The 23,834-nt window shown below is 36.6% G+C and carries 26 protein-coding genes and 1 other annotated feature; of the genes, 3 read left to right on the top strand and 23 right to left on the bottom strand.

What is annotated here, in order from left to right:
• Positions 1–149: 149 nt before the first annotated feature.
• The 3 genes from ACQKNI_RS24120 (at position 150) to ACQKNI_RS24110 (ending at position 2,567) form a co-directional block, all read left to right on the top strand.
• Entirely contained in the window at positions 150–1,292 is a 1,143-nt protein-coding gene (locus ACQKNI_RS24120) for an IscS subfamily cysteine desulfurase (protein ID WP_098253402.1), read from the top strand.
• The gene (locus ACQKNI_RS24115; RefSeq protein WP_000812272.1) at positions 1,292–1,834 is read left to right on the top strand and encodes a transcription repressor NadR; all 543 of its coding nucleotides are present in this window, start codon (positions 1,292–1,294) and stop codon (positions 1,832–1,834) included. The genes ACQKNI_RS24120 and ACQKNI_RS24115 overlap by 1 nt, the downstream gene beginning before the upstream one ends.
• A gap of 85 nt (positions 1,835–1,919) precedes the next feature.
• Entirely contained in the window at positions 1,920–2,567 is a 648-nt protein-coding gene (locus ACQKNI_RS24110) for an MOSC domain-containing protein (RefSeq protein WP_088230688.1), read from the top strand.
• Between the two features lie 30 nt (positions 2,568–2,597).
• On the opposite strand, the gene ACQKNI_RS24105 is transcribed toward ACQKNI_RS24110, so the two are convergent.
• From ACQKNI_RS24105 to ACQKNI_RS23995, 23 genes are all read right to left on the bottom strand, one after another.
• Positions 2,598–3,101, bottom strand: coding sequence for a GNAT family N-acetyltransferase (locus ACQKNI_RS24105; protein WP_088230844.1), 504 nt, complete (start codon positions 3,099–3,101; stop codon positions 2,598–2,600).
• 20 nt (positions 3,102–3,121) lie between these two features.
• A complete protein-coding gene (gene pheA, locus ACQKNI_RS24100; protein ID WP_088230689.1) occupies positions 3,122–3,973 on the bottom strand; it encodes a prephenate dehydratase in 852 nt (283 codons plus the stop codon).
• Between the two features lie 96 nt (positions 3,974–4,069).
• Positions 4,070–5,983, bottom strand: a complete 1,914-nt coding sequence (locus ACQKNI_RS24095; protein ID WP_088230690.1) for an ABC transporter permease — start codon at positions 5,981–5,983, stop codon at positions 4,070–4,072.
• Positions 5,984–6,032: 49 nt separating this feature from the next.
• Positions 6,033–7,958, bottom strand: a complete 1,926-nt coding sequence (locus ACQKNI_RS24090) for an ABC transporter permease (protein ID WP_088230691.1) — start codon at positions 7,956–7,958, stop codon at positions 6,033–6,035.
• A complete protein-coding gene (locus ACQKNI_RS24085) occupies positions 7,933–8,709 on the bottom strand; it encodes an ABC transporter ATP-binding protein (protein WP_088230692.1) in 777 nt (258 codons plus the stop codon). Before ACQKNI_RS24085 ends, ACQKNI_RS24090 begins: the two co-directional genes overlap by 26 nt.
• Before the next feature lie 93 nt (positions 8,710–8,802).
• On the bottom strand, positions 8,803–9,885 hold the full coding sequence (locus tag ACQKNI_RS24080; RefSeq protein ID WP_088230693.1) for a HAMP domain-containing histidine kinase: 1,083 nt from the start codon (positions 9,883–9,885) through the stop codon (positions 8,803–8,805).
• Positions 9,875–10,582 (bottom strand): response regulator transcription factor, encoded by a 708-nt coding sequence (locus tag ACQKNI_RS24075; RefSeq protein ID WP_088230694.1) that lies wholly within the window; start codon positions 10,580–10,582, stop codon positions 9,875–9,877. The genes ACQKNI_RS24080 and ACQKNI_RS24075 overlap by 11 nt, the downstream gene beginning before the upstream one ends.
• Before the next feature lie 139 nt (positions 10,583–10,721).
• The gene (obgE, locus tag ACQKNI_RS24070; protein WP_088230695.1) at positions 10,722–12,008 is read right to left on the bottom strand and encodes a GTPase ObgE; all 1,287 of its coding nucleotides are present in this window, start codon (positions 12,006–12,008) and stop codon (positions 10,722–10,724) included.
• Complete coding sequence (locus tag ACQKNI_RS24065) at positions 12,008–12,556, bottom strand: sporulation initiation phosphotransferase B (RefSeq protein ID WP_088230696.1); 549 nt, start codon at positions 12,554–12,556, stop codon at positions 12,008–12,010. The genes obgE and ACQKNI_RS24065 overlap by 1 nt, the downstream gene beginning before the upstream one ends.
• Before the next feature lie 63 nt (positions 12,557–12,619).
• On the bottom strand, positions 12,620–12,910 hold the full coding sequence (gene rpmA, locus ACQKNI_RS24060; protein WP_000944957.1) for a 50S ribosomal protein L27: 291 nt from the start codon (positions 12,908–12,910) through the stop codon (positions 12,620–12,622).
• Positions 12,911–12,913: 3 nt separating this feature from the next.
• A complete protein-coding gene (locus tag ACQKNI_RS24055) occupies positions 12,914–13,258 on the bottom strand; it encodes a ribosomal-processing cysteine protease Prp (RefSeq protein ID WP_061677162.1) in 345 nt (114 codons plus the stop codon).
• A gap of 11 nt (positions 13,259–13,269) precedes the next feature.
• Positions 13,270–13,578 carry a 50S ribosomal protein L21 gene (rplU, locus tag ACQKNI_RS24050; RefSeq protein ID WP_000270907.1) on the bottom strand — a complete coding sequence of 103 codons (309 nt, stop codon included), beginning with the start codon at positions 13,576–13,578 and terminating at the stop codon, positions 13,270–13,272.
• A gap of 14 nt (positions 13,579–13,592) precedes the next feature.
• Positions 13,593–13,670 (bottom strand) — a sequence feature (ribosomal protein L21 leader region).
• Positions 13,671–13,747: 77 nt separating this feature from the next.
• Positions 13,748–15,136, bottom strand: a complete 1,389-nt coding sequence (locus ACQKNI_RS24045) for an Rne/Rng family ribonuclease (RefSeq protein WP_088230697.1) — start codon at positions 15,134–15,136, stop codon at positions 13,748–13,750.
• Positions 15,137–15,203: 67 nt separating this feature from the next.
• Entirely contained in the window at positions 15,204–16,064 is an 861-nt protein-coding gene (spoIVFB, locus tag ACQKNI_RS24040) for a stage IV sporulation intramembrane metalloprotease SpoIVFB (RefSeq protein WP_088230698.1), read from the bottom strand.
• On the bottom strand, positions 16,057–16,803 hold the full coding sequence (spoIVFA, locus tag ACQKNI_RS24035) for a stage IV sporulation protein SpoIVFA (RefSeq protein WP_088230699.1): 747 nt from the start codon (positions 16,801–16,803) through the stop codon (positions 16,057–16,059). Before spoIVFA ends, spoIVFB begins: the two co-directional genes overlap by 8 nt.
• A gap of 133 nt (positions 16,804–16,936) precedes the next feature.
• Positions 16,937–17,734, bottom strand: a complete 798-nt coding sequence (minD, locus tag ACQKNI_RS24030; protein ID WP_000503310.1) for a septum site-determining protein MinD — start codon at positions 17,732–17,734, stop codon at positions 16,937–16,939.
• A gap of 2 nt (positions 17,735–17,736) precedes the next feature.
• Positions 17,737–18,423, bottom strand: a complete 687-nt coding sequence (gene minC, locus ACQKNI_RS24025) for a septum site-determining protein MinC (RefSeq protein WP_088230700.1) — start codon at positions 18,421–18,423, stop codon at positions 17,737–17,739.
• Positions 18,424–18,457: 34 nt separating this feature from the next.
• Positions 18,458–19,003, bottom strand: a complete 546-nt coding sequence (gene mreD, locus ACQKNI_RS24020) for a rod shape-determining protein MreD (protein WP_098253406.1) — start codon at positions 19,001–19,003, stop codon at positions 18,458–18,460.
• Positions 19,004–19,017: 14 nt separating this feature from the next.
• Entirely contained in the window at positions 19,018–19,869 is an 852-nt protein-coding gene (mreC, locus tag ACQKNI_RS24015; RefSeq protein WP_088230702.1) for a rod shape-determining protein MreC, read from the bottom strand.
• Positions 19,870–19,910: 41 nt separating this feature from the next.
• Entirely contained in the window at positions 19,911–20,930 is a 1,020-nt protein-coding gene (gene mreB / locus ACQKNI_RS24010; RefSeq protein ID WP_000466737.1) for a cell shape-determining protein MreB, read from the bottom strand.
• A gap of 157 nt (positions 20,931–21,087) precedes the next feature.
• A complete protein-coding gene (gene radC / locus ACQKNI_RS24005) occupies positions 21,088–21,765 on the bottom strand; it encodes a DNA repair protein RadC (protein ID WP_088230703.1) in 678 nt (225 codons plus the stop codon).
• 46 nt (positions 21,766–21,811) lie between these two features.
• On the bottom strand, positions 21,812–22,387 hold the full coding sequence (locus tag ACQKNI_RS24000; RefSeq protein ID WP_088230704.1) for a Maf family protein: 576 nt from the start codon (positions 22,385–22,387) through the stop codon (positions 21,812–21,814).
• Positions 22,388–22,607: 220 nt separating this feature from the next.
• Complete coding sequence (locus ACQKNI_RS23995) at positions 22,608–23,564, bottom strand: stage II sporulation protein B (protein WP_098253407.1); 957 nt, start codon at positions 23,562–23,564, stop codon at positions 22,608–22,610.
• Between the last annotated feature and the right edge of the window lie 270 nt (positions 23,565–23,834).

Genomic DNA, 23,834 nt, shown 5'->3' with positions numbered 1-23,834 from the left:
ATTGTTGCCTCCTACTTTACACTTTTCAACTGTCTTGACACCTATATTTACATAGTTTTAAAATAATGACAAGAGTTTTTTTATAATTCTTATTTTCACTACTATAAAAAATACAAGGAATGTAACTCTTACTAGAGAGAGGAATTTACATGATGATATATCTTGACTATGCAGCTACTACACCTATGAGCGAAGAAGCGTTACAAACATATATGAAAGCAGCATCGCAATACTTTGGAAATGAACAAAGTTTACATGATATTGGAGGGACAGCCTCTTCTTTATTACAAGTTTGCAGAAAAACCTTTGCAGAAATGATTGGAGGAAAAGAACAAGGAGTATTTTTTACAAGCGGCGGTTCAGAATCTAACTATCTTGCGATTCAATCACTTCTAAATGCTAGAAACAAGAAACATATTATTACGACACCTATGGAACATGCATCCATTCGAAGTTATTTTCAATCTTTACAATTACAAGGCTATACAATCACTGAAATTCCTGTTGATAAACGCGGAATCATTCGTTTAGTAGATTTAGAAGCTGCTATTACAGAAGATACTGTTCTAGCAAGTATACAGCACGGAAACTCTGAAATCGGAACCGTTCAAAACATAGCAGAGATTGGGCCACTTTTAAAAAAATATAATGTTTTATTTCATACAGATTGTGTGCAAACGTTTGGCAAACTCCCTATCCATGTTTTTGAGATGGGGATTGATAGTCTGTCTGTTTCAGCACATAAAATATACGGGCCAAAAGGTGTCGGCGCTTGCTACATAAATCCGCAAGTTCGCTGGAAACAAATATTCCCAGGTACTTCTCACGAAAAAGGATTTCGCCCTGGTACAGTGAACGTTCCCGGAATCGCCGCTTTTTTAACAGCAGCTGAGAACATATTAAAAAATCATATGGAAGAGAATTTACGTTTCAAAGAGTTACGAACCTACTTTTTAGAACAATTACGAACACTTCCGCTAGAAATTGAAGTAGAAGGTCATTCTACTTCTTGTTTACCACATATTATTGGGGTTACAATAAAAGGAATAGAAGGTCAATATACAATGCTAGAATGTAATCGCCGCGGTATTGCCATTTCCACTGGCAGTGCATGCCAAGTCGGCAAACAAGACCCTTCGAAAACAATGCTTGCAATTGGAAAAACGTATGAAGAGGCAAAACAATATGTTCGCTTCTCTTTCGGACAGCAAACAACGAAAGATCAAATTGATACTACTATTCATGCACTACACACAATTGGAAATCAATTTTATAGAGGTGTTAAATCATAATGAAACAAAATGAACAAAAAAAGATTTTAGGTGAAGAAAGACGACAGCTTATCCTTCAGTGGCTTCTTGCTGCAAACGAACCGTTATCAGGGAATGAACTATCAAAAAAGACGAACGTAAGTAGACAAGTTATCGTACAAGATATTTCCTTGCTTAAAGCAAGAAACGAACCAATTATTGCAACTGCTCAAGGCTATTTATATTTAAAACCACAAGAGAAACAACAAGCTTTTGAACGTGTAATCGTATGCCAGCATAAACCAGCAGAAGTACGTCAAGAACTTACAATGCTTGTTGATCACGGCGTTACGATTAAAGACGTAAAAGTTGAGCATCCTGTATACGGCGACTTAACAGCATCCATCATGGTAAGTAATCGCTTTGATGTAGAGCAATATTTACAAAAAATCGAAAACACAAATGCTTCCTATCTATCGCAACTTACAGATGGTATTCACTTACATACAATTGAAGCAGATTCTAAAGAAAAATTAGATGCTGCTTGCGAGGCTTTAGATAAAGCAGGATTTCTCGTTTATTAATGTAAAGCACAGAGTTTTTATCATTCTCTGTGCTTTTATTTTGGAAATGATATAATATTGTAATCAATTGTAAAGGAGATCAAAGATGGAAATTGAACTCGTTCACTTTAGCACTGGTAAACCGAAACAAATGAAATATGGCGAAGATAAAGAAATGATAACAGGTATATGTAAAGATCCTACAGAAGAGGCCTTTCTCTCAAAAGACGGATTCCTTGGTGATGACGTAGCAGATTTAAAACATCACGGGGGACCTGATCGCGCTGTTTGTGTATACCCATATGAACATTACGCACTATGGGAAGAAGAATTTCAAACTACGCTCCCCGCTTCCACATTTGGCGAAAACATTACCGTAACAAATATGTTAGAGCGTGATGTTTGCATCGGAGATACATATGAACTAGGCGAAGCAATTATTCAAGTCACACAAGCAAGAGTACCTTGTAGCACGATTTCAAAACGCCTCGGTATTCCTGGCATACTGCCGCGCATTGTAGCAACCGGATATACTGGCTACTTATGCCGTGTTCTTCAAGAAGGTACCGTGCGTAAAGATTCTAAAATGACATTACTAGAACGTCATCCAAGCAATGTTTCTGTTCTTTTCTCTAACGAAATCTATTTCCATAATAGAAAAGATAGAGATGGCCTTGAAAAAATTCTTGCTGTTCCAGAACTAGCTGATATTTGGCGTGGTCAGTTAGAAGATCGTCTTGCGAAGTTAAAATAAAGAATCCCACCTTCTGCAGGTGGGATTTTATTAATCTAGCAAAATTGTTTCTGTTGCTTCGATAGAATAGACAGCTTGCTCTGCCCCAAATCGATAATACTTTTGAATTAGCTTCATACGTAACCGTTCTAAAAGTTTACGTGAAGGTATATTAGCCATTTGTGTTACTGCGATTACTTTTGGAAGTTGTAATTCATGAAAAGCATAACGAAGTACTTCTTGAACAACTTCCGTTGCATAGCCAACTCTCCAATACATCGGTAATAATTGATAGGATACTTCAATATCTTGGTTCACATCATTTGGATCGAGCGAGACTACCCCCATGAATGTTTTCGTCTTCCTGTCCCTAACAATCCAATACCAACAGCTTTCTTCTGGGGATAACATATCATTGACAACATCCCTAAGTGTCGCCTCTTTCCGCGGACCACCGAGATATTTCCTCACTTCTACATTTAAATACAGTTCTTTTATACTTTCGTAATCTGATTCATGAACTACGTCTAATAAACAACGTTTCGTTTCAAGCAAGTTTAACAGCTCCTCACCTCTTACAACCAATAAGAAGAATAACTCCCAAGCACCGTAACAGAAAAACCAAGTGCTTCAAGTTCCATCGTTACGCCTGGCAATAATACATCATCGTATGCTTTATCAACATCGATTAAGAAAAAGTAATTTCCAAGACCTGTTTTCATCGGGCGAGATTCAATTTTAGATAAGTTTAATTTTCTCCATGCGAAAGCTGATAACACTTGATATAGCGCTCCTGCATAATCTGCAGGTAACGTTATCATAAGCGTCGTTTTCTCTCCGCGATTTTCTCCGTTATTTGGGAGTACTGCTTTCTTTTTCTTATGCAGAACAAGGAAACGTGTATGATTGTTTTTATGCGTATGAATGCCACTTCTTACAATTGTTAAACCGTATTTTTCTGCAGCTGCTTCATTTGCAATAGCAGCGATTTTTTCTTCAGGATGTTCTTTCACATATTGCGCAGCGGCACTTGTTGATGTCATATCTCGAACAGTTACCCCTTTTAATTCTTCATTTAAAAACTTATGACATTGTGCAATAGCATGTGGATGAGAATGCACTGCATATACTTCTTCCCACACTTCTGCATACTGCGGATGTACGAGTAAATGTTGCTGAATTGGTACTGTAATTTCTCCTACAATAGAAAGTGGTTGCTCATGTACGAGATAATCAACCGTTATATTCACCGAACCTTCTATGGCGTTTTCTAGTGGTACAACTGCAAAATCTACATTTTCATTTGCGGCTGCATCTATACAATCTGGAATCGTTCGATACGGTACATGCTCTGCTTCCGGAAAAAAACGACTCACCGCCATATTTGTAAATGTTGCTTCTGGTCCTAAATATCCTACTCGAATCATCGTCTTTTCCCCTCTTTTTCGTTTTCTTACTGTTATACCATAATTTTTCATATTCTTCTATGTAAATTTCGAATATTTAAAAAAGACTAGCATACGCTAGTCTAAATGTTTCTTATATTCTCTTTGAGCGAAAAAGAAATACATGATGCATGCGGCGATATAAAACAGAATAAACAAAGCTACTTTTCTTAATGAACCATCCATAAAAATCGTATTATGAAACGTATATAACGCAACTGCACTATGCATACTTCCTACTATAATAGGCGCAAAAAATAGCATACACAATTGCCAACGAGAAACCTTCCACACTTCTTCCTTCGTCATTCCAAGTTTAGAAAGTGCCCCGTACTGCTTTCGATCGGATGCAATATTATGAAACCATTTAAAATATACGATGCTACATGATGTAAGGAAAAATAATATACTAATGAATGAACCTACAAATAAAGTAATATCGCCAAACTCTTTCATATTCACATATAACTCCATATTACTTCGAAATGCATTATTATCATCTTGTTTCATATGTTTCCGTAAATCTCCATTTAATTTTTTCGTATTTTCGATATTGGGTAATGTGTATCCTCGATATACCATTTTTTCAGAATCCGGAACTTTATTTGCTATACTGTCAAAATCTTCATCATTCATGACGAAAAACAAACCGTTAATGTGCGCGAGATGATAATTAAATCGCGCCCCTTCTTTCTGACCGTTAAATACGAATGGATACGTTTGATTCATTACTTGTAATTGAATCTCTTTTTGATTATATACATTCGGATAATTACTTTTATTATAATAAACGAGTGTAACTGTTCCTTTTTTCGGATGATACGTTTTCTTTTTTTGTTTTCTCGCTTCTTGATTGTATTCACTTTCCTTTATAAGCGGTGCAACTTCGATTTCTCCCTTATTAGACTGGAAAGATGCATACACTCCAACAAAACTCATAAATTGAAAATCATCATATCCATATTGATGCAGTAATTTTTCAACCGTACCTTCTTCAAAGACTTCATGGGTAGAAACACCTTTTTCTATGTATGAAAATGAGTGCGCGCCCCCATCCCGCCACATATCTTGCATGCTAGAAAAATATAAGAACACCGTACCTGTTGCCGTAACTACAAATGTCGTTGCCATAGAAAGCATAAAGAAAAAGCGACCATTTTCCTTCATTCGATGTGACAATTGATTCACTATAAATAAATACGGATATGTATACATAATCTTTTTATTTCGTTTAATCATTTCTAACAATTGGATTGTACCGTGTGTAAAAGAAAAGTACGTTCCGAAAAAGACAAGTATAGACACAGGGAAAAAATATAATCCTATCGTTTCCATCGTCACTTGTAGTGCTAACGTATATCCTGTCCCTAAACAAATAAAGCCGAATATACAAAGCCATATTGATGTTTTCTTCTCTTTTTTATCCGTTCGAAATTCTTTCAATAACCGAATGATTTTTATGTTCCATATACGTAAAGCACTTATAAAAGATAACAGAATAAAAACAACCATATATGTAATAAACGTTACCCCAATCGCTTTCGCGTCAAATATGACAGGGAGTTCTTTCGGAAGACGCATTAGCATGCTAAACACCATAAAAAAGAGTTTCAAAAAAATCATGCCAATCCCTATACCGAAAATATTAGCAAATACCCCAATCAACATTTGCTCGGTCATAATCACTCCTATTACGTTAGACTTCGTTGCTCCCATTAACATATATAATCCTAATTCTTTCTTTCGTGCTTCTATGAAAATAGAAGTAGAGTACAAAATAAATACGACGAAAAAAGAAATAACGATGACGTTACATATGATAAGTCCCCAGCGTACGTTTTGATACCACATCGTCTCTTGCATATACGGATGTACAATGACAGACATGTATGCAAAAGACGCAAATATTGCAAAACAACTACTCAAAAAAAACACTTTATAATTACGCCAATTTCCCTTTATATTTTGCAGCGCAAGTTGCCGAATGTTCATCTATCGTCCTCCTGTAACTTACTACATACGTAAAAAGCTAGAGGTTTCCCTAGCTTTTTACGTGTTTTAAATATCCTCTTTGCGCGATCATAAAGTAAATCGCAGAAGCTACAAAGTATGCCCCAATTACAATCGCACCTGATTTCCATAAATCGATATAAAGCATTTTCCCTAACGTATGAAGTGCAAATCCACTATGAATGGAACCGATTAATATCGGGATAAAGAAGATAACGCCCATTTGTCGAATTGCAATTTTACGAATCTCTTTATCTGTCATACCGATTCTCTTTAACGATTTAAATTGAATACGATCTTGTTCTTTATCGTTAAACCATTTAAAGTACGTCATACTACAAGCGAAGAAGAAGAATAGTACTGCTACGAAGAAACCGATAAACATTGTAATTGCTCCTGATTCCCTTATATTTTTATAAGCGAGCACCGAGTTATTTAATTCCGCTTGCTTATCTGGCGCAATTTCCTTTTTCAAATCTAACACAAGATCTTCAGTACTTTTCCAATCTTCTATATAATAACCGTAATATTTCGTCTTTTCTTCATCTGGTACGAGTTTTGCGTATTTCTCAAAATCTTGATCATTCACGATGAGATATTCACTATCATTAAAAACAGAAAATGAAGTTGGCTCATTTAATTGAACAGAGTGCGTTTGTCCGTTAATTTTAAATTCATACGGTTTCGAAAGATCTACCTTCATCATATCTTTCGCCATATCCATTATGACCATCGTTGCACTACCTGGTGCATTATGAACTTCTCTAACTTGCTCTCTCTTTTGTTTACGTACTTCAGCGTTATATTCTTTTTCTGAAACAATCGCCATTGGCACTTCATGTTCACTGTTAAACATCGTGATTTTTTGAGTTCCAGGAAGTTTTACGTACGTTACTTCCCGCGCTTTTCCTTCAAATCCGTGTTTTTTTATTAATTCTTTTGTTTTTCCTTCTTTGATGACATTATGCGAATTGATTCCTTTTTCCTCATACGAAATAGCATGCGGAGTACTAGTTACCGTCTTATAACTCATATCCTCAAAAAATACGTACAGCGTACCAACTGCTGAAGATACAACGGCCGTAATGATAGAAATTACAAATAGAAAACGAGCATTATCTTTCATTTTATAAATAAGATTGCTAAGTACGAACATATTTGGATATGTATAAAAAGATTTTTTTCGTTTTTGTAACACCTTTAATACGACTGTACTACCTTGTGTAAACAGCAAATAAGTTCCGCCTATCGTCAGCCCTACAATCGGTAAAAACAGCATGATAAAATTCATAAATGTCACTTGGAAGCTAAGTACATATGCAACAATAATACATCCTATACCCGCTACACATAACCATGTAAATGCAAAAGGTTCTACTTTCTGTTTTCTTGCTTCTCTTAATAAATCAATAATTTGCAAGCGTCCTACTGTCCAAACACTAAACAATGATAAGATTAAAAAGAGAATAAAGTATACACCAGCTGTAATCAAAACGGCTTTACCATTCCATACGAGCGGGAGTGTTTTATCAACTTTTAGTAATACGCTTAATGCTTGGAAAAACAGTTTTGAGCAAAGCATGCCAATCCCAATACCTACTACAATTGCAATGCCACCTAACATAAGTTGTTCTAGTATAATTATTCTGCCAAGTTGAGACTTCGTTCCACCTATTAATGTTAATAGACCAAATTCTTTTTTTCGTGCTCGTAAAAACGTTGAATTTGCATATAAAATAAAGAGTGCTGAGAAGATGACTACAATATAGTTCATCGATTCTAACCCTGTTGAAATCATCTCCCTCATACTAATATTACCGCTTACGACATCTGGATGATAAATGAAGGAAGCATACATGAAAAATACGACAATCGATAGACAACTACTAATCAGAAACGCTTTATAATTACGCCAATTTCCTTTTACATTATTAAGCGCGAGCTGGCGAAAGTTCATGATATTCTCCTCCTAGCATCGCAAGTACGTCCAGAATTTCTTGGAAAAAGGCTTGCTTCGTTCTTCCTTTATGAATTTCCGAGAAAATTTCTCCGTCGCGAATGAAGAGGATACGTTCGCAATAACTCGCCGCCACTGGATCATGCGTTACCATTGCAATTGTCACTTTCTTTTGCTCATGTAAATCTTGCAATGCTCCCATTAATGATTTCGCCGACTTTGAATCTAAGTTTCCAGTTGGCTCATCAGCTAAAATTAGCGTCGGTTCATGAATAATTGCTCTCGCTGCTGCTGCACGTTGTTGTTGTCCGCCTGATACTTCATATACTTTCTTATTTAAAATTTCTTCGATGTTTAAAAACTTCGCAATTTCCAGCACTTTCGTATCAATTTCATTTACAGATTTCTTCGCCATTACAAGCGGTAAAATGATATTTTCTTTAATTGATAACGTATCAAGTAAGTTGAAATCTTGGAAGATGAATCCTAAATGTGTACGGCGAAACTCCGCTAATTTTGCAGCACGCATTTGATTAATTTCTTCTCCATTTACAAGCACATGACCTGAAGTTTGCTTATCAATTGTCGCTAATAAATTTAAAAGCGTTGTTTTCCCGCTCCCTGAAGGACCCATAATTCCTACAAATTCGCCTTCTTCAATTTTAAAATTTATATCGTTTAAAGCAGTCGTCGCTACTGAACCTTTTGATTGATATACCTTCGTTAACCCTTTCACTTCAAGAACACTCATTTCTAATCCCCCTATGTGTTTTCTTCTTACATTTACTATAAGAAAAATAAGAAAAAGAAACGAGTGATTTCCCTTACAAAAAGTTTTGTTATCTTACAGTTTTGTCATTTTTCTCATTAATGTATGATATTCTTCATCTTTTGCAAATTGGAACGTGAATGTTGCCCCTTCCCCTTCAGCCGATTGCACATACATTCCATGATGTAAATTATCGCAAATTTCCTTCGTAATATATAAACCCATCCCGGTAGCTTCTCGCGTTTTACGGCCATTTATTCCCGTAAAGAACGGATCAAATATACGCTTTACATCTTGCTCTGGAATACCGATTCCATTGTCTTTAATATGCAGTAACACCTTTTGATCTTTCTCTTCAATTTGAAATTGAATTTCTTTTTTCTCTGCTTCTGAAATTTTCGTATACTTAATTGCATTTACAACAATTTGACCGATAGCAATGCTCAGCCATTTTCTATCAGATGCAACCATACAAGTATCTTCTTCAAACATCACTTTCGGAAATACAGACGATTGAATAAAAGACTTTCTATTCTCATTAATAATGCCTCGCACGACATCTATCACATTTACTACTTCTACTTTATAATCTTTCGCAAACTGCTCTAGCCTTGCCATATGTAATGCTAAATCTAAACCATTAAGTATACGATTATTTTCTTCACGAATACTTTCAACTGTTGTTCTTGCTTCACGATGCTCTTTACCAAACTTCTGTAATAGTAACTCTATAACAGATACCGGTGTTTTCATTTGATGAATCCATTGGTTCATAAATATCATTTGCTGTTGCTCTTTCGTATGTTGTTTATGAACTTCATTCATATATTGCTGTCTTAACAAAGTAAATGATTCAACGATCAACTCTTGCTCTGACGTATAAGAAGTATCAATAAGTAACGAGTCATGTAATGTATTTCCACCAGCAACATATTTTTCAATTCTCTTTAAAAACACACTCCGTTTTCGGTAATCGTAAATGAGGTATACAGTAAACACAACTGTCCCTAATAAAAGTCCGTATAACCACGTACTCCAATCAATGGATCGCTTTTCTAAAAGATTTTGCAACTGCAATACGAGCCCAAATAAACAAAGACTAACAATATAAGAAAGAAGTAAAGAAAATCGGTCTATGAGATAATTTTTAACCTTCATTCCCTGCGCCCCACTCTGTAAGAAGCGCATAACCGTATCCACGTTTCGTTACAATTGCATTTTTAATGCCTAGCTCCTCTAGTTTCTTCCTTACACGTTTCACATTTACGGTTAATGTATTATCATCAACAAATGCTACTTCATCCCACAAAGCTTCTAACAGTTCTTCGCGCGTTACATATTGATTCGCCTGTTTCATTAAACACTCTAACAAGTAAAATTCATTTTTTGTCAGTTCTGTTTGTTGCCCTTGCCACTCAACAACGTGTTGGGACGGGAATAACAACAGTCCATTAACACCTAAGCAATCGCTCTCTGCCGCAGAAGCGTACTCACCATACCCACGACGAAGTGCACTTTTCACCTTAGCCATTACAATATCTAAATGGAATGGCTTCGTAATGTAATCATCTCCGCCATTTTCAATTGCCATTACTTGATCCATTTCCCCTGTTCTTGCAGAAACAAAAATAATCGGCGCATTCGATACACTTCGGATTTGACGACACCAATAGAAACCATCAAAGTACGGTAAATTAATATCCAGTAATACGAGATGTGGATTCACTTTTACGAACTCATCTTTTATATGACGTAAATTACTTGCTCTAAATGACTGGTAGCCATACCTTTCTAAATGCTCCTCTAATATCCCCGCGATTTTTTCATCGTCTTCTACAATTAATATTTTATACATATTCTTTTTCTCCCCGTAAAATATAGTTCTAAAATCACTCCTTTTCCCATTATAAAATGAAAATTTAACCAGTGGGGATTTTTTCCTATATCAATCTGACTTTTACGGATAAAAAAAAGACCGCCATATTTCGGCAGTCTTAATCGATAAATTCAAATTCATATTCAAGAATTTTTACAATATCTCCGTCTTTTGCACCACGTGCACGAAGCGCTTCATCAATACCCATTCCGCGCATTTGACGAGCGAAACGACGTATAGATTCATCACGTGAGAAGTCCGTCATTTTGAATGTCTTCTCGATATCGTAACCAGAAATAACAAACGTGCCATCACTTTCACGTGTAATTTCAAATTTAACACCTTCAGTCTCAAATTTGTACATTACACTTGTATCAGACTCATCCACAACTTCATGTATTGGGAATTCAGGTGTTGTTTCTATTAAGTTCGCTACTTCAAACAGTAAGTCACGAACACCTTGTTTCGTTACAGCTGAGATTGGGAAGATTTTTACTTCGTCTCCCACTTTCTCTTTAAACGCTTGTAAGTTTTCTTCTGCATCTGGCATATCCATTTTGTTTGCAACAACAACTTGCGGACGCTCAGTTAAGCGAAGATTGTATTCTTTTAATTCATTATTAATCGTTACGTAATCTTCATATGGATCACGGCCTTCTAAACCAGACATATCAATAACATGCACGATTACACGTGTACGCTCAATATGACGTAAGAATTGGTGTCCAAGTCCAACGCCAGCATGTGCGCCTTCAATTAGTCCAGGAAGGTCAGCCATAACGAAGCTGCGGTTATCACCCGTTTCAACAACACCAAGATTTGGAACGATTGTTGTGAAGTGATACTCTGCAATTTTCGGACGCGCTGATGATACAACAGATAACAATGTAGATTTACCTACACTTGGGAATCCAACAAGTCCAACGTCTGCTAGTACTTTAAGTTCTAGAATGACATCACGCTCTTGACCTGGTTCCCCGTTCTCAGCGATTTCTGGCGCTGGGTTCGTAGCTGTTGCGAAACGTGAGTTACCACGGCCACCGCGGCCACCTTTTGCGATTACAGCAGTTTGTCCATGCGTTACTAAATCGGCAAGAATTTGACCAGTTTTTTCATCTTTTACTACTGTTCCCGGTGGAACCTTTACAAGTAAATCTTCAGATTTACGACCGTGCTGCCCTTTACTCATTCCGTGCTGACCACGATCAGCTTTGAAATGACGTTGGTAGCGGAAGTCCATTAATGTACGTAAGCCTTCCTCAACAATGAAAACAACATCTGCACCTTTACCACCGTCGCCACCTGCTGGGCCACCTTTAGGAACATACTTCTCACGACGATACGCAACCATTCCGTTACCACCGTCGCCGCCTTTTACATATATCTTGACCTGATCTACAAACATTATTTCACCACACTTTTTTCAATTGGTTGTAATATAACCGAGACTTCTTCGTCTCTTACTGTATAAGAAATGGAATACCATTTATTGTTTTGGTTCGCAAGCCAATTCTGTAGTTCTTCTACACTCGTTAGCTTACCACGAAAATCAAAAAAGAAACGAGCATTCTCCGCGTCACATTCAATTGTGATACAAACATAATTTTCAACATATACGTCTAAACTATGCTGAAGCATTGAGAAAAATTGATTCGTCCATGTACATACAGTCTCATCTAAGTGAGATAAGTTATGTAAATTCCCTAATACTTCGTACTCCAATAAGCACGGCTGCTGTTTCCAATTATATGTTAAAATCCACTCTGAAAATAAAGGCATTGATAGCCCCATCAGATTGGATTCTTGTCTCGCTTCTTGGACAAAACGATCGATGAGACTATGAATTTCTTCCACTTTTCCAAGGGAAAGGTTTCCTTTCACCATCTGCATACGATTGAGCCAATCATGTCTTGAATGGCGCAATGCATCTATAATTGTCCATTTTTCATTCATTGAGATACCCCTTAATATAGAAAAACTCTAACCTGCACTCAGGTTAGAGTTTTCCGTGAGTTCTTATGCTTCTTGAGCAACAGGATATACGCTCACTTGTTTGCGGTCACGGCCAAGACGCTCAAAGCGTACTACGCCGTCAACTTTCGCGTATAAAGTGTCATCGCCACCACGACCAACGTTAACACCTGGATAAATTTTTGTACCGCGTTGACGGTAAAGAATTGAACCACCTGAAACCGTTTGACCATCTGCGCGTTTAGCACCAAGACGTTTTGACTGAGAGTCACGACCGTTCTTTGTACTACCTACACCTTTCTTAGATGCGAAAAACTGAAGATCTAATCTTAACATACGTTACACCTCCTGCACTTTTTCTATTAAACGGATATACTTTCCGTAATCAAGTTCGATCGTCTTAAGCGAAACAACCAATCCTTCTAAAAGCGTTTGTGCTTTTTCTGCTGCATGAACGTCTAAATCATTAGGCAATTCATACGTCAAGAATCCGCCATCACTTCCGAGTTCAATAGTTGCCTGCACATTACAAAGTTCTTCCACTGCATTTATAGAACCAAACACAACCGCTGTAGTTCCAGCACAGACAAGGTCTTGTCCATGTGGCGCATAATTGGCATGTCCAGTCATTTTAAATGATTGGATACTTCCTAATTTCGTGCGACTTATCGTAATTTTAATCATGTTAACCAGAATTAAGCGTTGATAGCTTCAACAACTAGCTTAGTGTAAGGTTGACGATGACCTTGTTTCTTACGATTGTTCTTTTTCGCTTTGTATTTGAAAACGATGATTTTCTTAGCGCGACCTTGTTTTTCAACTTTCGCAGTAACTGTTGCACCTTCTACAACTGGGCTACCAACTTTAACGTTTTCGCCACCAACGAAAAGAACTTTGTCAAAAGTAACAGTTTCACCAGCTTCAACATCTAATTTTTCAATGTAGATTGCTTGACCAGCTTCAACTTTAATTTGTTTTCCACCTGTTTCGATAATTGCGTACATACTTGCACCTCCTCTTAATTACTAAGACTCGCCAAAAACGAGGTAGACATAAATGCCTTTAGGGAACCTGTTTTGTGCGGTTGTAGCATATAGCCGTTTAGGTGCTATAAACTATAACATAAAGATGTTACCATAATTCGTTGACTATTGTCAATGAATCTTCTACTAACTATTTTTTCCGTTCTATAATTTCTTTTTTACTCCCAAAACGGATAATAGCGTACTTTTCGATCATATCATCTTTGAAATAAATTTCAAATGGAATATTTTTTTGTAATTCTTTTTGTAAAAATTGTTTTTGCAGTTCTTTAGGTGCAGCGATTAATACTGCTTCATCTTCTATATTGCCATATGTGATGAGTTCTCTCTCTAACTCATATGCAATTGTTTCATACGACATAACATAGCCCGTCGCTTTGCAAGGCACACACTCTTCTAGTAATACGTCACGTAAAGAATGTTTCTTACGTTTACGTGTCATCTCCAAAATCCCTAACTCAGTAAACCCAAGCACTCTTGTATACGTGCGATCATTTTGCATAGCAGCTATGAGGCATTCTCTTACCTTTTCTTTATCTTCTTTTCTTTTCATATTAATAAAATCAATTAATATCATACCACCAATATCACGAAGTCTTAATTGGCGCGCAATCTCTTCAGCAGCTATTTCATTTGTGCGAAGAACTGTATCTTGTAAATTTTGTTTTCCAGTAAACTTGCCCGTATTCACATCAATTACCGTCATCGTCTCCATTTGTTCTACAATTAAATACGCGCCATTTTGTAGCCATACAATTTTTTGAAGTGCTTTTTCAATTTCACGATCCACACCAAAATGACTGAACATAGAAAACTTTTCGTTATAAAAAGATACTTTTTCTCCCCCAAGCTTCTCTTCTAATTCTTTTATTATACTTCTTGTATCTACAACTACTTTTTCAATTGTTTCAATTGGGTTCTCTTGAAATACACGATCTAAAAAGGTCGCTGGTCGATGAAGTAATAATGGTGCTTTCCCCTGGCTCTCTTTTCTTTTTAACTCTTCATATAACTGCTGCAGCCTTTGCATTTCAGCCTGTATTTCTTCAATTGGTCCTTTTTCAGAAGCAGAACGGAAAATATATCCTCCTGTTCCTTCTACCTCAATTTGAAGTAACTCTTGCCTTCTTTTATTATTTTTTATTTTCCGAGAAACAGCGCGCATTTCATCAAACGGCATATAAACAACATATTTCCCTGTAAACTCTATATTCGCTGTCAATTTAGGCCCTTTCGTATCAATTGCCTCTTTCACAACCTGTACGAGCACCGCTTGTCCTTCATGTATACGATAGGAAGATGGCACATCATCATATGAGAGGTATGCATGTTTTTCTAAACCGATATTTACAAATGCCGCGTTCATGCCGGCAATTGTCCTTGCGATACGTCCAACATAAATATGTCCGACAATTTCTTGCTCTTCATTTCGTTTCCATAACAACTCAACAATTTTTTTCTTTTCTTCAATTGCAACTCGCTTTTCCGATCCAGCATAATTCATATATAACGTTTTCAAAATTATTTCCTCACTTTATAATCTTCTTTGCTTTTACAATAATAAAAGGTTAGTGCTATCGTCAACACTAACCGATTAATTCTTCAACAGATGAAGTTGTTCGTTTTTCAGTAAAATACGCATAGAGTAATTCATTCTCATCCAACGTGTAATGCTCTTTATATTTTCCATGGACGATAATAGAGTGCTTATATCCTCTGCGAAATTTCGTGAAGATTGTATATAAACGATCTTCTGTTTGCACCTCAATAGGTGCAATCTTTTCAATTCCTCTTTTATTCCCGTAATAACGTTCTAATAAGAAGCGCATAAATGCATAGCGTCTTTGTTTCCACTCTTGATATAACGACACTGCCAAAAATATGAGCAGTATCCACATCATAATATTATTGCTATTCCAAAGTAGCTGCCATCCTAATATTACACCAAAAAAAACACATGACAATTTCATCATCTTTTCATGTGCTTGTAAATAAGGAAAACGATATGATAGTACATTAAATAGTACTTTTCCACCATCAAGCGGCCAAATAGGTAATAAATTAAATGCTAAAATTACTATATTGTTCCACATAAAGAAATAATACAACTCTGTCCCAAGCCAACCAGCTTCAAACAGTACATAACCAACGAGCATCATCCAAACGTGTTGAACAGGTCCTGCAATTACGACAACAAGTTCCTCTTTCAACGACTTATTTCCGTGTTCCTCAAGCTCAGCCACACCACCGAACGGTAACAGCTGAATTCTTTTAATACGCCAATTATAATATGCTGCTGCAAAAGCGTGCCCAAGTTCATGAATGAGAACAATACAAAATAATAATAGTAACTCTTTAAAACGCGCTGTAAAAATACCAATGACAATAATAACCCAAAACAACGGATGCACTGAAATCTTCGTTAAAACATCTCTATATTTAATCAAATGAAATCACCTGAATCGGGTCAATAAATTTTTCATTCTTTTTTATCGCGAAATAAAATTTCCCATTTTTATCATTTGCATCATTACTTACCGTTCCAATTTTTTGTTTCTTTGAAACGTAATCATATAATTTTACTGACATGTCATTTAAATTTGCATACCATGACTCAGTGCCATCTGCATGCTGAATTTGAATTGTATTTCCAAGTTCCTCTTTCTTACCTGCAAAAACAACCAACCCCTCATTCACTGACTCAACTGTTGCATTTGTAGCTGTTTGGACAAATACACCTTGGCCATTTTTTTGAAATCCTTGCATTACCTTTCCAGAAGCAGGAATTGCATAATCTTTTTGTTGAATCGCCCCTTCCTTTTTCTCATTAGGCGAATAAAAGACGAGAGGTTTTCCAAACTGTTTTTCATACCATTTCGCTACAGTAGCAAACTGAAATTCCTCTTTCATCACTCTCTCTGTAACAGCTTTAGCCCCATCAAAAGTAGAAGGAGCATTTTTATATAAAATAGCAACAGAAAGAACTAATATTGCTGATAATAAAACTTTGAAGAAAAATATTTCTTTTCGGAACAACGGGTGAATTTCCTTCTCTCCCTCTTCAACAAATACCGTTTCGCTATCAAAATTCCCTCCAGCAAAATATTGCTCTTCCTCCATCCTTTCTTGCTCTGCCTTCCTTTTTGCAATCCGCTTTTTAATTTCTTCTACACGTCTATTCTTCATACTGTCTCCTTTCTTTCGCTAAGCTAATTTAAGTAGAAACAGTTGTATACAGTTTGTACATATGTATGAGCTAGGAAAGAAAGATATTCATGTGAAGAAAAAAGAAAGCACTTCGCATATGTGCGAAGTGCTTTTAACGGATTCCAAAGAAATTTTTCATCTTTGTAAATACCGATACTTTTTCTTGTTCAAACGCTTGTAATGGTACATTCTCACCTAACAAGCGTCTTGCAATATTACGATAAGCTAACGCTGCTTTTCCGCTCGGTTGCAACGCTACAGGCTCACCTGTATTTGTAGCTCGAATAACTTCATCATCATCTTCAACAACACCAAGAAGCTCGATTGACAATGTACGTACGATTTCATCAACATCTAACATATCCTGTTCATGAAGCATATGACTACGTACACGGTTAATAACAAGTTTCGGTGGTTCAATATCCTCTTTTTCTAAAAGCCCGATAATACGATCCGCATCGCGCATTGAGGATACTTCTGGCGTCGTAACAACAATTGCTTTATCCGCACCAGCTACCGCATTTTTAAACCCCTGCTCAATCCCCGCAGGACAATCAATTAATATGTAATCATAATCTTGACGTAATACTTGTATTAATTCATCCATTTGTTCAGGTGTTACCGCTGATTTATCACTCGTTTGTGCTGCAGGTAATAAATAAAGATCATCAAAACGTTTATCTTTAATAAGAGCCTGAGGTAAACGGCAACGCCCTTCAACGACATCAACAAGATCAAATACAATACGGTTTTCCAGCCCCATTACTACGTCTAAGTTTCGAAGACCGATATCTGTGTCAATTAAGCACACTTTCTTTCCAGATAACGCTAGGGCTGTACCAATGTTCGCAGACGTTGTAGTTTTACCTACTCCGCCCTTTCCAGATGTAATTACTATTGCCTCTCCCACAGCTATACAATTCCCCTTTCTAACTTTGTTAAATTAGGTCTAAGATGAGTGAGAAGTTGCAGGCGATCGACAACAATGTGATTATTCTCATTAATATACGCACATTCTGCCGTCTCCGCTCCGTCTTCTTTCTCTTCCGGAGCCCGCATTGTCACATCACTAATTCGAAGTTGCATCGGGTTCATAACAGATGCCGCAATAACAGCTTCCGTATCTCCATCATAACCGGCGTGTGCAATTCCTCTTAATGATCCCACAACAAAAATATTCCCCCCAGCGATAACCGTTCCGCCTGGATTAACATCACCAATTAACAATAAATTTCCTTTTACATGTAAAACTTGTCCAGAGCGAACAATTTTGGAAATAGGGACAATTTCTGTTTCTTCTTTCCAAGCTATTGCTTCCGCTTTAGTCATAACATCACTTTCAATTGAATCCACAACGAGATTCTTCTTATTACGAATTAACGTACGAATCTCTTCTTGTTGGACTTCTGTTAAATAGCGATTGCCTACTTTCACGTGCACTTCAATTAAAGAGTGCCCATCACCACCATAGTAATGCGTAGAAAGCTTTTCGTCCAATTCACTTAGCAATTCAGAGAATGAACAGCAATCATCTAAATGAAGCGTTATCCCGTCTTTTGTCCCTTTTATCGTTACATTTTGTTGCTTTTTTTCTTCCACTAAAGTTCACCCCACCATTCAATTCGACATAAAATTAGAAAATCCTTTTTTCTTTTTCTTCCATCGCTTTTGAAAGACGCGTTAAATATCGTCTCAGTGGGAAACAAACTATTAATAGGAAAATTCCATTTAGCAATAAAGTAGCTAGGAGACGATCCGTTAAAAAGACATACGCTGGCATATGAGTACGTCCTAACAAAGTTAAAAATCCATACACATAATACTCTAATGCTGCAATGCTAGCTAATACGATAGAAACAACAATAAATAAATTCAATTGTAATATCTTCATCACACTATAAACTAGATAAGCTAAAATCGGATAAGCAAATATATATACACCGACAAGTTCTGTGTATACGGTATCAAATAAGAAACCAAATAATAGTCCGTAATAAATCCCTTGGACCGGACTATAATACACTGTAATAAAACATAACACAATTATAAAGAAATGCGGCGCTGCTATACTGTCTTTCCAAAAAACCTCTGTTGGAACAACAGTAGCAAACATATTTTCAAATAGAAAAACAAAAAGGAGCAAAAGAGGAAGAGCTGCTCTTTTTAAAATCTTCATCATCTCTTCTTCTCCTCCTATTCTAATGGCGCTGAAGGCATTGCACGTTTAGCAACTATAATATGCTCTACGTCATTTAAATCAGCGGCAGGTTTTACATAAGCTGTTTTTGTTAAACCGTATGGATCTGGCTGAACATCAACGATTTTTCCAATGACAAGACCTTTCGGGAAAATATCACCAAGTCCTGATGTTACAACTAGTTGATCTTTTTCTACCGGTGCATCAGAGCCAATCTTTGTGAAAAGAAGTAATTGTTTTTCTTTATCATAACCTTCAATCAATCCAAAGATTTTCTCTTGCCCTTGTACGATAGCAGAAACACGATTTGTTCGGCTCATAGAACTTAACAGCTCTACTGATGATGTAAACTGAGATACACTTTTCACTCGCCCAACTAAACCTTGTGAAGTGATTACAGCCATATCTTTTTTAATTCCTTGCTGTGCACCTTTATCAATCCCAATTAAATCGTACCATTTATCTGGATTACGAGAGACAACAGTAGCTGGAATTTCAGTATAATCACTATTTAATTGTGTTTTACCAGTTAATTCTTGTAATTTCTTTTTGTCATCTTCTAATTGCTTTACGTCACCTGATAGCTTTGCATAGTTATCTAATTTTGCTTTTAATTCTTTATTCTCTTCATACGTGCGCTTTACATCTTCTACATTTTCGAAGAATCCGGCAACATAATTCGCTGGCTTTTGGAATACACGCTCTACAACACCGACAGTATCTTTTATAAACTGCTCTGGCCATGTTAAACTGTTCCGTTCTTTCAATGAAATTCCAATCAATGCCACGAGAAGAATAATACTAACTAACAAAACAATTAATCTTTTGTTTAAGAAAAACTGTGGCACGTTCACACCCTCTTAATTTTACTGATTTTTATTTTGCAATATTATCGAGCAGCAGTTTTGAAAAGGTCGATATTGTCTAATGCTTTACCCGTTCCAATTGCTACGCAATCTAATGGGTCTTCTGCAACAAGAACTGGCATATTTGTTTCTTCACTAATAACTTTATCTAAGTTACGTAGTAATGCCCCGCCACCTGTTAATACGATACCGCGGTCCATAATATCTGCCGCTAATTCAGGTGGAGTTTTCTCTAACGTATTTTTAACTGATTCTACAATCGCATCTACTGTATCTTTTAATGCATCTGCAATTTCTTCTGGTTGAATTAGTACTGTTTTTGGTAAACCACTTACTAAATCACGACCACGAATTTCCATAGGCTCGATACCTTCTGGCTCACCTGCAGAACCGATTTCTAATTTTAATGCTTCAGCTGTTCTTTCACCGATCATTAAGTTATAGCTTTTCTTAATGTACTGAATAATTGAATCGTCCATATCATCACCAGCAACACGAACTGACTGACTTGTTACAATACCACCTAAAGAAATGATTGCAACTTCTGTTGTACCGCCACCGATATCAACAACCATACTACCAGTCGGTTCCCAAACAGGTAAGTTCGCACCAATTGCTGCTGCAAATGGTTCTTCGATAGGATAAGCATCACGTGCACCCGCTTGACGAGTCGCATCGATTACTGCACGTCTTTCTACAGCTGTAATACCAGATGGCACACATACCATTACGTATGGTTTACGTGAGAAGAATCCATTTGATTTTTGAGCTTGTTGAATATAATATTTCATCATTGTTGCTGTTGTTTCATAATCAGCAATTACACCGTCTTTCATCGGGCGAAGTGCCACAACGTTTCCTGGTGTACGACCAATCATTTGTTTTGCATCGCTACCTACAGCAACGATTTGTTTCGTATCAGTTTGTAACGCTACTACTGAAGGTTCACGTAAAACTACACCTTTTCCTTTTACATATACAAGCGTGTTCGCAGTTCCTAAATCTATTCCAAGATCGCGAGTAAAGCCACCAAATCCAAACATATTATTTATCTTCCTTTCTTGTTTTCACGGACTCATTTTTTCTTACTTTATATGATAAAAACAGTACGTTTTTTATATCTGTATCCTTTTTGCAGATAATTTTCTACAAAAAACTCATAAATCACATTATAAAACAAAATAAGTAAAAAGCATAGTCTTAAATATGACCTTTTTCCTTTAAACTCACGAATTTATGGTCACCTATTATAATATGATCAAGCACTTCAATTCCGATAATTCGGCCGCATTCTACTAAACGTTTTGTTACTTCAATATCTTCTCGGCTCGGCGTAGGATCGCCTGAGGGATGGTTATGAAGACAGATGATAGAGGCTGCTGCACGACGGAACGCTTCTTTAAAAACTTCCCTTGGGTGTACAATTGATGTGTTTAAACTTCCAATAAAAATCGTTTGCCTATGTATAACTTGATTTTTTGTGTTCAAATATAAACACACAAAATGCTCCTGCTGCAGGAAACGCATTTCTTCCATCATATACTTCGCGCAATCTTCTGGGCTTCGAATGCTATATCTATTTTGATATTCTAAACGCACCATTCTTCTCCCTAGTTCAAAGGCTGCCATAAGCTGAGACGCCTTTGCAATCCCGACACCATGTATACTAACTAGCTCTTCTAACGTTGCATCTTTCAACATACGTAAGCCATCAAAGTGATGCAAAATTTTATCTGATAACTTTAAAACCGTTTCTTCTTTAGAACCTGTTCTAAGTAACACTGCAAGGAGCTCTCGATTTGACAGACTTTCAGCTCCTTCTAATAATAAACGCTCCCGTGGCTGCTCTTCCCTGACAACATCACGAATACCGTTCATCTCTCCACCCCTTTATTTGTTCTCTCAAAGAAAACCCCATGCAATTTTACGCATGGGTTACATCAATATTAAATTGCTTCAATTCCCGAACAAGGCGTGCAATCGGTAAGCCAACTACGCTGTAGTAGTCCCCTTGAATATGTTGAACAAAAATAGACCCTTTACCTTGAATTCCATAACTTCCTGCTTTATCGAGAGGTTCCTTTGATGCAACGTATGTATCAATTTCTTCTTCTGTTAATTCCCAAAACGTAACTTCTGTACGCTCATAAAAAGTAACAGTTTTTTCTTTCGCTATAATTGCAACACCAGTATACACTTCATGTGCTTTCCCTGATAATAATTGTAACATTTCTTTCGCCTCAGCCTCACTTGAAGGCTTTCCAAGAATACGTGACTCATATGTAACAATTGTGTCTGCACCTAACACAATGTGATCACTATTCGTTTCTGCTACCGCAGATGCTTTTTGCAGAGCAAGGGACATAACAATATCAGAAGGCGATGAATACGCACCAATCGTTTCTTCAACTTCACTTACAACGATTTCAAATGGCACACCAGCTAATTCAAGCAATTCCTTCCTCCGAGGCGATCCTGAAGCTAAAATAATTTTTCTCATATTTTCTCCTTCCTTTCTCATATGAAGCAGAACAATTTACATCAATCGTATCAAAGGAATAGTTTGCCCACAAATGAAAGAAATATCATTTTCCCTGGACAAAATAATATTTCTTTATTGAATACGATTATATTCCGACCATAGAGAAAGCACTTTGCTCTAAATTCAAAAGAAAAGAAAGAAGCACCTATACTTCTTCCTTCGCCATCTCATTATCCTATCATTTCACTTTTTGTGAAACAATTTTTTCATACGAAAGTATACCATCAATAATAACTTGATTTAATTTCGTCAAAGATTCCTTATCACCTTTCCCTTCTTTCACTGTTTGTACAGCTACTGACGTATACATATACAGTTTCTTTGCTTCTTCCTGCTTCATACTTTTCCCTTCTTTTTCAATTGCTTTCCATTCTTTTTCAATCACACCTATATCTTTTTCATTACTTTTTCCGCTAGCTTGTACGCTAGAAACATATTTTATTAAATGATTATATAATGGCTGCACTTTTGTTAAAAACGCTCCTACTTCTTTATCATCTTTAAGTAACGCTTTATCTGTTATATCCCAGTTCTTTTTCAAAACGGAGACACCATCATTTTTATACTGAGTCATTAATTGATTTACGGCCTGTTCATCGCTAGCAATACCAACAACTAATGCATACTTATCGCCGCTCGGTTTCAAAGCTGCAATACCCCCATTAGCTTTCCATTCTTCAAGAGCGGCCTGTCCCTTTTCTTCAGAAGAGTAAAGCCCTCCTTGAACAAAAAATAATTTCATCGGATCTAATGACGTTCCTACCTGTGCTTTTTGTTTTTCCTCTTTTGGTCCTGGTGTTTGTTCTGCCGTTCCACCCACCTTTGATTCTTCATTCCCGGTCTGCTTTGAAGTTACTTCACTTCCCCCTGCCGTACCTTGCTTGGTGACATGCAGCATTCCCATTCCAAGCGCCGTACCCATAACAATAGCAGTAGCAACAATTATAATTAATCTATTACTCCACTTCTTTCGATACTTTTTCATAGATATCGATTTCGCTTTTTGAAACGGAACGACGTTTTTCGGTCTCTCACTTTCTACTACCATCCAGTCAAATTCATCTTTCTTCTTTTCCTCATACTTTGCTTCTGTTCCATTCACTTTCACTGAGATCGTTCGTGATTGCTTGTCCATACACTCACACCTCACCTCTTATCGTTGTCCGAATCATATCATATTCATTTCACAAAAAAACGAGATATTTGTCAGAGGAATTCGCCAAATTACCCTATATTATTATCTTATATGTATGCATTTGACTTCATTTGTAGAACAAAAAAACTAGATAGTAAATACTATCTAGTTTTTTTCAGAGTGTTTGGAAACCCTTTAGGGTTCCTAACACTCTGGAATCTTTTTTGATTTTAGCGAATGAAAACAACATAAAATAATAGAATTTAGAAA

The sequence above is a fragment of the Bacillus sp. NPDC094064 genome (assembly GCF_050279585.1).
GTDB lineage: Bacteria > Bacillota > Bacilli > Bacillales > Bacillaceae_G > Bacillus_A.
The sequence above is the reverse complement of the archived record's forward strand: the minus strand, read 5'-3'. Positions and strand labels throughout refer to the sequence as shown.